The following is a 9,632-nucleotide window of genomic DNA, read 5'->3' on the forward strand; positions in this document are numbered from 1 at the left end:
GCCGACACCCGACCACCACCCGACCCCGGAGGCCGGCCACCACCCGACCCGGGAGGCCGACCACCACCCGACCACCACCCGACCCCGGAGGCCGACCACCACCCGACCCGGGAGGCCGACCACCACCCGACCCGGGAGGCCGGCCAGCACCCGGCCCCGGAGGCCGACCACCACGCGCAGCATGCCGCTCGGCAGTCCGACCAGCATCCGGCCCCGAAACCCGCTCCCGCGCCGCCGGCGGTACCCGTACCCGCCGGGGAGCACGCCGGGACCGGCCGGCGTGCGGGCGGGCGTCACACCGCTTCGCCGGAGCGCAGGAGGAGGGCCTTGTCGAGCGCCCAGAGGGCGACCAGCAGCGCCCCTGGCACGGGCCGGCCGGCCAGCGCGAGGAGCAGCCCGCCGGTGACGAAGCAGGCGGCCTGCACGCTGAGCTTGGCCGGCGCGGGCAGCGCGACGGCCGCCTTCGGCGAGCAGAACGCGCCCCACACGACGGCGATCAGCAGCGGCGCGCCGAGCCCGGCGAGCAGGCGGAGCGGCCCGCCGGCATCGAGCGTGAACCCCCACGTGGCGGCGGCGGCAAGCAGGGCCAGCTCGAGCAGGAAGATGAGCCCGATCAGCACGACCTTCATCAGGATCTCCAGTTCCGGTAGGCGGTGTCCAGGCCGGCCACCAACTGGTCGAAGGAGCGGTCGACGTCGCGCGGCAGCCCGAAACCGCCGGCCGCCTCGAGGGCGATGAAGCCGTGCACCGCGGCCCGGAACATCCGGGTGGCGTCCACGGCGGCGTCGCCGCTGAGGCCGTACCCGCGCAGGATCGCGTAGATGGCGCCGACCGCCTGCTCGCCGGCGGCGAGGTGCTCCGGGTCGGCCGGGTCGGGGGCCCGCTGGGTGGCCGGGTAGCGGCCCGGGTGCCGGCGGGCGTACGACCGGAAGGCGGCGGCGACCGCGCGCAGCGCGTCGCCGCCGGCCCGGCCCGCGGCGGCCCTGGTCAGCTCGGCGGCGACCTCGGCGGTGGCCAGCGCGGACAGCTTCTGGTACAGCGCGTCGATCCCCTTGACGTGCTTGTAGAGGCTGGGCAACGCCACGCCGAGCCGGGCGGCGAGGGCGGCCAGGGTAAGCCGGTCGTGGCCGACCTCGTCGGCGAGCACGGCCGCCTCGCGGACCACCGTCTGCGGGGTCAGGCCGGCCCTAGGCACCGGTGGTCACCGTCAGAAACTCGATCAGGTCGGCGGCGGTGGCGTCAGGCTGGTCGGCGTGCGGGTAGTGGCCCGAGCCGGCGATCATGCGGGCCTCGGCGGTGGCGAAGAGCCGCCGGGCGGCCCGCGCCTCGGCGCCCGGGTCCGGGAAGTCCGGGTCCTTCGTACCCATCAGCACCAGCACCGGCTGGCGGACCGCCGCGGCCCGCGCGGTCCAGTGCGGCGCGGCCGGCGCGACCACGCCGCGCACCGCGGCCATCCGGCCGCGCAGCCGGGCGACCATCTCCTTCCGGTACGCGGCGTCGTCGGCGGGCCGCCCGCACGGGAAGAGCGTGCGGTGGAACATCCCGAACAGCCGGGGACTGCGCAGCACCGCCGCCTGCGCGAGCCGCATGGCCGGGTTCGGCTTCGGCTCCGCCACGAACGGGCTGACCTGCACCACGCCGCTGACCAGGTCGGGCGCGTCGGCGGCGGCGAAGACCACCGCGGCGCCGCTGGACGAGCTGCCGACCAGGGTGGCCGGCCCGCCGCCGAGAGCCCGGACCACGGCGAGCAGGTCGCCACCGACCTCGGCCGGGGCGTACGTGGGCCAGTGCGGGCTGGAGTCGCCGTGGCCGCGCACGTCGACCGAGGCCACCCGGTAGCCGGCCGCCACCAGTCGGGGCACCAGGTGCCGGAAGGTGGCCCGGTTCTCCCCCATGCCGTGCGCGAGGACCACCAAGGGCCCCGCCCCGTGCACCTCGTACGCGAGGCTGCCACCGTCCCGAACCACCCGGCTAATCGTCATAGCCGTAAAGCTAATACTATTAGCTTTACGGGTCAAGGGTTGGCCTCAGGCACGGTGGAGACTGCACCTGGAGCCGGTCGGCGGCGACCAGCTTCGCGTGACTTACTTCTTCGACGCCAACGCGCGGCCGAAGAACACCAGGTTCGCCGGGCGCTCGGCCAACCGGCGCATCAGGTAGCCGTACCACTGGTCGCCGTAGGGGACGTAGGTACGCACCGTGTAGCCCTCCCCGATCAGCCGCTTCTGCTCCTCGGGACGGATGCCGTACAGCATCTGGAACTCGAACCGGTCGGGGTCGCGGTCGAACCAGCGGGCCCGGTCCTCGCCGATGGCGATCAGCCGCGGGTCGTGGGTGGCCAGCATCGGATAGCCGTCCCCGGACATCAGCACGTTCATGCAGCGCACGTAGGACTTGTCCACCTCGCGGGCGGACTGGTACGCCACCGACTCGGGCTCCGAGTACGCGCCCTTGCACAGCCGCACCCGGGACCCGGCACCGGACAGCTCACGGCAGTCCGACTCGGTCCGCCGCAGGTACGCCTGGAGCACCGCCCCGGTGGACGGGTAGTCCTTGCGCAGCTTGGCCAGGACGTCCAGGGTCGAGTCGGTGGTGGTGTGGTCCTCCATGTCGAGGGTGACCGTGGTGCCGGCCGCGTCGGCCGCCGCGCAGATCGCCCGCGCGTTGTCGTACGCGAGCTGCTCGTCGAAGAGCTGACCGAGGGCGGAGAGCTTCACGCTCACCTCGGCGGCCGGGGTTAGCTTGGCGGCGGCGAGCAGCCGCAGCAGTGCGAGGTACTCGTCCCGGGTGGCGTTCGCCTGCTCGGGGGTGGTGGTGTCCTCGCCCAGGTAGTCGAGGGTCACCGCCTGGCCGTCGTCGACGAGTACGCGGGTCGCGCGCAGCGCGTCGTCGGTGCCGGCGCCCGCGACGAACCGGCGGACGACGTCCCGGGTGAACGGGGCCGTCGCGACGAGCCGCTCCACCTGGGATGACCGGGAGGCGGCGAGGATGACGGAACGGAGCATGAGCCGAGCGTAACGCCCGGGGGTGGGCCCGCGCCGGGGGGCGGCGGGGCAACGTCACGCTCCGTCCCCGGGGTGCCCGCGGGCCGTCCGGCTGGCGACGGCCCGCTACAAAAGATCATGTGGATCGACACCCCCGCCGCCGGCTCCGGTCGGCCACCGTGCAGCTCGGCGCGCTGACCGCACTGGCGCTCGCCCTCTCCGGCTGCAACAACGGCTACGACGACGATGACGACTGCGCCCTCGGCCCGGCCGGTGGGGGTGGCGGCGACACCGTGGCCCTGGCCCTGCGCGTCGCCCCGCCCGGCGCCGCCCGGGACACGCCGGCGCCGGTCGCCGGCCCGCTGCCCGAGCGGGGCGGCTTCGGCACCCACCTCGCCTCCTGCGGCGGCTGACATGCGGCGCGAGACCAGTGATCCGCGCCCCGACTGGGACGCGACCGTCCGGGCGCAGGGCCTCGTGTACGTCGACACCGAGCTGCCCGACGGCGGCATCATGTCGTACTGGGACGAGACCGCCGCGTACGCGTTCGAGCTGGACGAGGTGCTCCGGCTGGAGGAGGCCACCGAGGAGCTGCACCGGATGTCGGTGGCCGCCGCCGAGCACGTGGTGGCCCGCCACCGGTACGTCGAGTTCGGCATCCCCGGGTGGGCCGCGGAGGCGGTCGCCCGCTCGCTGCGCGAGGCCCCGCCCAGCCTCTACGGCCGTTTCGACCTCTGGTACGACGGCAGCTGGCCGCCGAAGCTGCTGGAGTACAACGCCGACACCCCCACCGCGCTGGTCGAGGCGAGCATCGTGCAGTGGTACTGGCTGGAGCACACCCGGCCGGCCGCGGACCAGTGGAACAGCCTGCACGAGCGGCTGGTCGGTGCCTGGGCGAAGATCGGCGCCGGCCTGCACGACCCTCGGGTGCACGTGGTCTGGTCCGCCGAGGAGGAGTCGGGCGAGGACCAGATCACCGCCGGGTACCTGGCCGAGACGGCCCGCCAGGCCGGGCTGGACGCCACGCTCATGCCGATCCAGCGGATCGGTTGGGACGGGCGGCGCTTCGTCGACGGCGCGGACCGGCCGATCACCACCTGCTTCAAGCTCTACCCGTGGGAGTGGATGCTCGCCGAGCCGTACGGGCCGCCGGCGCTGGCGCCGGGCACCCCCACCACCTGGATCGAGCCGGCCTGGAAGCTGCTGCTGTCGAACAAGGCGCTGCTCGCGGTGCTCTGGGAGCTGTACCCGGGCCACGAGCTGCTGCTGCCCGCGTACCTGGACTCGCCGCGCGGAATGTCGGAATACGTGGCCAAGCCGCTGCTCGGCCGGGAGGGCGCCTCGGTCCGCATCGTGACCGGCGGCACCGAACTGACCAACCCGGGGAGCTACGGCGACGAGGGCTTCTGCTATCAGGAGTTCCGTGCGCTGCCCGAATTCGCGGGCAGCCGGATGGTGCTGGGCAGCTGGATCGTCGACGGCGAGTCGGCCGGCGCCGGGATACGCGAGAGCGAGAGCCTCATCACGGACGGTTACGCCCGGTTCCTGCCCCACTACATCGACGCGCCGCGCACCCCCTGAGTCGTCTACCGTTGGTGTCGTGAACTTCGACGCGTACGCCCGGACCGGTGTTGATCTCGTCAACGCCCGCCTGGACGACCTCGACGACCTGCGGGCCATCTTTCCCGACGACAACGCCTGGATGCGCGACGAGGTGGCGGAACGGGACCTGGCCATCTTCCGGCGGGCGCAGAAGCGCCTGCGTGACGTCTTCGAGTACGGCACCTCGGGCCGGGACGCCGACGCGGTGACGGAGCTGAACGCGCTGCTGGAGGCGTTCCCGGTGCAACCGCGCATCTCCGGCCACGACTCCAGCGACTGGCACATGCACGTGACCAGCCGGGGTGCCTCGGTCTCGTCGGAATACCTGGCCGGCGCGGTCTGGGGGCTCTCCGTCTGGCTCTGCGAATACGGCAGCGCCCGGTTCGGCGTGTGCGCCGACGAGCGGTGCGGCAACGTCTACCTGGACACCTCATCGAACTGTTGCCGGCGGTTCTGCTCGGAGCGCTGCGCCACCCGCTCGCACGTGGCGGCGCACCGGGCCCGCAAGCGCGCCGCGGTCGGCGAGCAGGTCCCGGCCCCCGCCCAGCCGGCGGAGACCCTCACCCCGGTCAGCTGACCCGGTCGCCGGCGCGGCCCGAGCCGCGCCGGCGGCTCAGGCGTCGACCGGGGACGGGGCGGTCAGGTTGGCGCGGGCGAACTCCAGCGCCTCGCGCAGGTCGGCCTCGCGCACGGCGCGGCTCTTCGCGCCCCGGGTGGTCACCTCCACCGCGACCGAGCCGGTGAAGCCCCGCCCGGCCAGCGAGCGGAGCAGCTCCGCGCAGGGCTGCGCGCCCCGGCCCGGCACCAGGTGCTGGTCACGCCCCTCGCCGGTGCCGTCACCCAGGTGCACGTGGGCCAGCCCGGCCCCCATCCGGTCGGCCATCGCGAGGGCGTCGGTGTGCGAGGCGGCGCAGTGCGACAAATCCAGCGTGTACGACGGGTAGCCCGCGTCGGTCGGGTCGAAGCCCGGGACGTAAGGGACGAACTGCCGGCCCGCCATCCGGACCGGGAACATGTTCTCCACCGCGAACCGCAGGCCACCGAACTGCCCGGCGATCGCGTCCAGGCCCTCGGTGAAGTTCCGCGCGTAGTCCCGCTGCCAGGTGAACGGCGGGTGCACCACGACCGTCGGCGCCTCCAGCGTCTCGGCCAGCTCGGCAGCCCTACGCAGCCGCTCCCACGGGTCCGGGCTCCACACCCGCTGGGTGACCAGCAGGCAGGGCGCGTGCACCGAGAGGACCGGGACGCCGTAGTGGTCGGCCAGCCCGCGCAGCGCACCCGGGTCCTGGCTCACCACGTCGGTCCAGACCATCACCTCGACGCCGTCGTAGCCGAGCGCCGCGGCCAGCTGGAACGCCGCCGCGGTCCGCTCAGGGAAGACCGAGGAACTGGACAGGAGCACCGGGACGTGGGAAGTCACACCCCTCAGGGTAGCCGCCCCCGTCGCCCGACATCGGGACGAGCAGCCGCAAAGCGGGCGACGACTCCCGCCCGGATCACATCGGCGCGAGCTGATCCAGCCGGCGCAGGATGACCCCTTCCCGCAGCGCCCACGGGCAGATGTCCAGGCTCTCCACGTCGAGCCGGCGCAGCACCGCCTCGGCCACCACGGCACCGGCGAGGAGCTGATGGGCCCGCCCGGCGCTCACCCCCTCCAGCTCCTGCAACTGGCTCGGCGGGATGTGCCGGATGAAGCCGAGCACCTGCCGCAGCCCGGTGCGGGTGAGGCTGCGCCGCGCCCACAGCCCGGCCCCGGACGGCGCCGCGCCGGCCAGCCGGGCCAGCATCCGGAACGTCTTCGAGGTCGCCACCGGTCGCTCCCAGCCCACCTCGGTGAGCTGGGCCAGCACCCCGTCGAGCCGGCCGTCGACGTACTCCCGCAGCTCCTCGACGGTCTCGGCGGCCGGCGGCACCGCGCTGGCCGGGTCGACCGCCAGCCGCTCCCGGCTCAACCGCCCGGCACCGAGCGGCAGCGAGATCGCCACGTCCGGGTCCTCGTCGATGCCGGCGGCCAGCTCCAGCGAGCCGCCCCCGATGTCCAGCACCAGCAGCCGGCCGGCGGACCAACCGAACCACCGCCGCACCGCCAGGAAGGTCATCCGCGCCTCGTCCGCACCGGAGAGCACCTCCAGGCGTACGCCGGTCTCGTCGCGGACCCGGGCCAGCACCTCGCCGGCGTTGGTGGCCTCCCGGACCGCGCTGGTCGCGAAGGCCAACAGGTCGTCGGCGGCCAGCCCGTCGGCGGCAGCCCGGGCCATGCCGACGGCCTTGACCAGCCCTTCCGCGCCCGCCTCGGTCAGCGCACCGTCCGGGCCGATCTGCTCGGCCAGCCGGAGCACCACCTTCTCCGAGTGCGCCGGCCAGGGGTGGGCCCCGTGGTGGGCGTCGACCACCAGCAGGTGCACCGTGTTGGAACCGACGTCGAGCACACCGAGTCGCATGATGACGACCCTAGGGCCAACACGTTTCGTCGGCTCGCCGGCCGGCGCGGGTCACCGCGCGTACGCTGGTCCGGGTGACAGGGCAGATCGAGCTTCACGTGCTGGTGGACGACCCGGACGACCCGCGCAGCCGCGAGGTGGGGCTGGACTTCCCCCGGGAGTGGATCGAGTTCGTCGACCCGGCCGACGCCAAGCACGTGGTCCGGGCCGACCTGACCTGGCTGCTCTCCCGCTGGACGTGCATCTTCGGCAAGGGCTGCCACGGCATCGTGGCCGGCCGGGCCGCCGACGGCTGCTGCTCGCACGGCGCGTTCTTCACCGACGGCGACGACGAGAAGCGGGTCCGGGCGGCCGTCAAGCGGCTCACCCCGCAGACCTGGCAGCACTTCCGTCGGGGCTTCAAGAACTGGACCGAGAGCGACACGATCGACGGGAAGAGCCCGGCCCGGCGGACAGCCACCCGGGATGTCGACGCGCCCTGCGTCTTCCTCAACGACGCCGACTTCCCCGGTGGGGGCGGCTGCGCGCTGCACGCCCAGGCACTGCGGGACGGGGTGCACCCGCTGGAATACAAGCCGGACGTCTGCTGGCAGCTGCCGATCCGCCGGGACCAGGAGTGGCACAAGCGGCCCGACAACACCAAGGTGCTGATCTCCACGCTCGCCGAGTTCGACCGGCGGGGCTGGGGCGCGGGCGGGCACGACCTGGACTGGTGGTGCACCTCCTCGACCGACGCGCACGTCGGTGCCGAGCCGATGTACATCTCCTACGGCCCGGAGCTGACCGCACTGATCGGCGCCCCCGCGTACGCGAAGCTCGCCGAGCTGTGCGCCGCCCGGATCCGGCAGGGGCAGGTGGCGCCGCATCCGGCCAGCTCTGGCTGATCGCTGGTAGCGCGCCGAGGGCGAGTGGACGGTGGCCGCCCGGGCTCGTCGTCGTGCGTGGCGATCTCTTCGAGGATGCGCCTGCCGCGAGTTGGTCCCGGACTGGTTGTTGACGAACGCCCGAGCGACGCCGTTGTCCCCTGGTTGTGTCATGTTGCTGGCCGCGGCTCGGTGCTGACTGCGGCTTCGTGCTGGTGGCGGCTCGGTGCTGACTGCGGCTTTGTGCTGGTGGCGGCTCGGTGCTGGTGGCGGCTCGGTGCTGGTGGCGGCTCGGTGCTGGTGGCGGTCGGCCTTCGCCATGCGCCCGTCACCGCCCTCGTCTGTCGGCCGTCGAGCCGATACGCCGCTGGCCGGCACCCGGTGTCGGGGTGCCGGCCAGCGCGTCGTTCAGTTTCCGGTTGGTCAGCTGTTCCAGTGCTGGGCGACGATGTCGGCGGCCTGCTGCTCCCACTGGGCGTAGGCGTCCGGGTAGGCCGACACCTGCACCGTCTGGGCGGCCTCGGTCAGCGGCATGTCCTGCCACCCGTCGACCTGCTTCAGACCCTTCTCGAACGCCAGGGTCGAATACTCGGGGTCGGTGATCTGCTCCGGCGTGCCCCAACCACTGGACGGGCGCTGCTGGAACAAGCCCAGCGAGTCGTGGTCGTTGCGGTCACCGAGGTGGCCCAGGTTCTCCAACTTCGACTCCTGCAGGCTGGTCGCGATCGAGATCACCGCGGCCCGCTCCGGCAGACCCGCCTTCTTCGTCGCCGCGATGATCGCCTTCGCGTTCGCGGTCTGCTCATCGGTCAGGTCAATCTTGGACTGGGCGCCCTGCACGCCGTGCGGGATCAGCTTGCCGGTGTCCGGCTTGTCGGCCTGCACCGCAACCGCGACCGGCTTCGCATCCACCGGGTTGGCGTGGGCGGCGATCGGACCGGCGAACACACCACCGGTGAAAGCCAGACCAGCAATACCCAGCACGCTCTTACGCAGCATCGTGTTCATGGTGAAGCTCCATTCGGGGGTTGGCGCACACCACCGACCGGGGGGTCGGCCAGGGCGTGCGCAAGCACCGTCAGGCGCTCAAAAAAAGGGGGAAAGTCTTGGGGGATCATCCGGGCCGTGGGGCGGGGCCTCTTCGCGGCGCCGGGACCATGTGTAACGACCGGCGGCCCACCATCATTCCCCGGGGGCCACACCCGCCGAGGCGGGGCGCTCTTGCTCGGCCGTTCACCCGGATACAACGACCCGCCCCCGCCAACCATTCCGCCGCCCGAGTGCCGCCACCACCCCGAGAACCGGACAGACCGCACCGAACCGCCCAGCCCACGCAGGCCACCACCCCGTCGGTGGAACGCCATGGGTGTATCCGGACCCCGGAGACACCCATGACGTTCCACTCACCATCGCCCAACGCCGCCCCGGCGAAACGGCGAGCAGAACGGAGGCCAGGCCCTGGGACTGGCCGCACCGCCAGCCCGCCGCGAGACCTTGGTACCCGACGCTCCTCTGAAGAGCCGTCCAAGCCTTCGACACCCAAGCTCAACAACAGGCCGACTTCGGTTTGATTAACCAGGCATGCGGCAAAGCGGCCCCTCCAACAGCAACGCAGACCACGACATGCCGCAACCAGAGTTGATCATTGGCCAAACCACAACCGCCAGGCCCGCGGGCATCAAAAGACAAGGCTCGACCGGACCGCACGACGCCCCACCCCGGGCACGACCCAACCGGACAGC

General features: G+C 73.0%; 12 protein-coding genes. 4 read left to right on the forward strand and 8 right to left on the reverse strand.

The genetic code is table 11. The annotated features are described in order from the left end of the window. The 5 genes from LQ51_RS33810 to LQ51_RS09960 all read right to left on the reverse strand — a co-directional run. Positions 1-207 (reverse strand): hypothetical protein (locus LQ51_RS33810; protein WP_304413730.1); only part of this gene is annotated, 207 nt, incomplete at its 3' end. A gap of 86 nt (positions 208-293) precedes the next feature. Next, positions 294-629, reverse strand: coding sequence for a YrdB family protein (locus LQ51_RS09945; protein ID WP_046564431.1), 336 nt, complete (start codon positions 627-629; stop codon positions 294-296). Then, complete coding sequence (locus LQ51_RS09950) at positions 629-1,195, reverse strand: TetR-like C-terminal domain-containing protein (RefSeq protein ID WP_046564432.1); 567 nt, start codon at positions 1,193-1,195, stop codon at positions 629-631. The genes LQ51_RS09945 and LQ51_RS09950 overlap by 1 nt, the downstream gene beginning before the upstream one ends. Continuing rightward, positions 1,188-1,982: an alpha/beta fold hydrolase gene (locus LQ51_RS09955; protein WP_046564433.1), complete on the reverse strand. Its 795-nt coding sequence runs from the start codon at positions 1,980-1,982 to the stop codon at positions 1,188-1,190. Before LQ51_RS09955 ends, LQ51_RS09950 begins: the two co-directional genes overlap by 8 nt. A gap of 102 nt (positions 1,983-2,084) precedes the next feature. After that, a complete protein-coding gene (locus LQ51_RS09960; protein ID WP_046564434.1) occupies positions 2,085-3,005 on the reverse strand; it encodes a proline dehydrogenase family protein in 921 nt (306 codons plus the stop codon). A 119-nt stretch (positions 3,006-3,124) separates the two neighbouring features. On the opposite strand from LQ51_RS09960, the gene LQ51_RS09965 reads away from it, so the two are divergent. Genes LQ51_RS09965 through LQ51_RS09975 form a run of 3 tightly spaced genes read left to right on the forward strand, consistent with a single transcriptional unit; the run spans position 3,125 to position 5,163 of the window. Next, positions 3,125-3,397, forward strand: coding sequence for a hypothetical protein (locus LQ51_RS09965; RefSeq protein ID WP_231605671.1), 273 nt, complete (start codon positions 3,125-3,127; stop codon positions 3,395-3,397). A 1-nt stretch (position 3,398) separates the two neighbouring features. Further along, on the forward strand, positions 3,399-4,565 hold the full coding sequence (locus tag LQ51_RS09970; RefSeq protein ID WP_046564435.1) for a glutathionylspermidine synthase family protein: 1,167 nt from the start codon (positions 3,399-3,401) through the stop codon (positions 4,563-4,565). Positions 4,566-4,584: 19 nt separating this feature from the next. Then, positions 4,585-5,163, forward strand: a complete 579-nt coding sequence (locus LQ51_RS09975) for a CGNR zinc finger domain-containing protein (protein ID WP_046564436.1) — start codon at positions 4,585-4,587, stop codon at positions 5,161-5,163. Positions 5,164-5,199: 36 nt separating this feature from the next. On the opposite strand, the gene LQ51_RS09980 is transcribed toward LQ51_RS09975, so the two are convergent. Together LQ51_RS09980 and LQ51_RS09985 are read right to left on the reverse strand one after the other, a co-directional pair. Next, positions 5,200-6,006 carry a sugar phosphate isomerase/epimerase family protein gene (locus LQ51_RS09980; RefSeq protein WP_197087621.1) on the reverse strand — a complete coding sequence of 269 codons (807 nt, stop codon included), beginning with the start codon at positions 6,004-6,006 and terminating at the stop codon, positions 5,200-5,202. Positions 6,007-6,082: 76 nt separating this feature from the next. Continuing rightward, a complete protein-coding gene (locus LQ51_RS09985) occupies positions 6,083-7,027 on the reverse strand; it encodes a Ppx/GppA phosphatase family protein (RefSeq protein ID WP_046564437.1) in 945 nt (314 codons plus the stop codon). A gap of 74 nt (positions 7,028-7,101) precedes the next feature. Between LQ51_RS09985 and LQ51_RS09990 the strand changes: the two genes are divergently transcribed. Further along, complete coding sequence (locus LQ51_RS09990; RefSeq protein WP_046564438.1) at positions 7,102-7,911, forward strand: hypothetical protein; 810 nt, start codon at positions 7,102-7,104, stop codon at positions 7,909-7,911. 402 nt (positions 7,912-8,313) lie between these two features. Here the strand turns inward: LQ51_RS09990 and LQ51_RS09995 are convergent, their stop codons facing one another. Beyond that, complete coding sequence (locus LQ51_RS09995; protein WP_046564439.1) at positions 8,314-8,898, reverse strand: hypothetical protein; 585 nt, start codon at positions 8,896-8,898, stop codon at positions 8,314-8,316. Positions 8,899-9,632 lie beyond the last annotated feature (734 nt).

The organism is Micromonospora sp. HK10 (genome assembly GCF_000982955.1).
Lineage (GTDB): Bacteria > Actinomycetota > Actinomycetes > Mycobacteriales > Micromonosporaceae > Micromonospora.

Coding starts and splice junctions, on each gene's coding strand:
- LQ51_RS09970 (WP_046564435.1), top strand. CDS start 3,399: ATGCGGCGCGAGACCAGTGATCCGCGCCCCGACTGGGACGCGACCGTC.
- LQ51_RS09945 (WP_046564431.1), bottom strand. CDS start 629: ATGAAGGTCGTGCTGATCGGGCTCATCTTCCTGCTCGAGCTGGCCCTG.
- LQ51_RS09955 (WP_046564433.1), bottom strand. CDS start 1,982: ATGACGATTAGCCGGGTGGTTCGGGACGGTGGCAGCCTCGCGTACGAG.
- LQ51_RS09960 (WP_046564434.1), bottom strand. CDS start 3,005: ATGCTCCGTTCCGTCATCCTCGCCGCCTCCCGGTCATCCCAGGTGGAG.
- LQ51_RS09985 (WP_046564437.1), bottom strand. CDS start 7,027: ATGCGACTCGGTGTGCTCGACGTCGGTTCCAACACGGTGCACCTGCTG.
- LQ51_RS09995 (WP_046564439.1), bottom strand. CDS start 8,898: ATGAACACGATGCTGCGTAAGAGCGTGCTGGGTATTGCTGGTCTGGCT.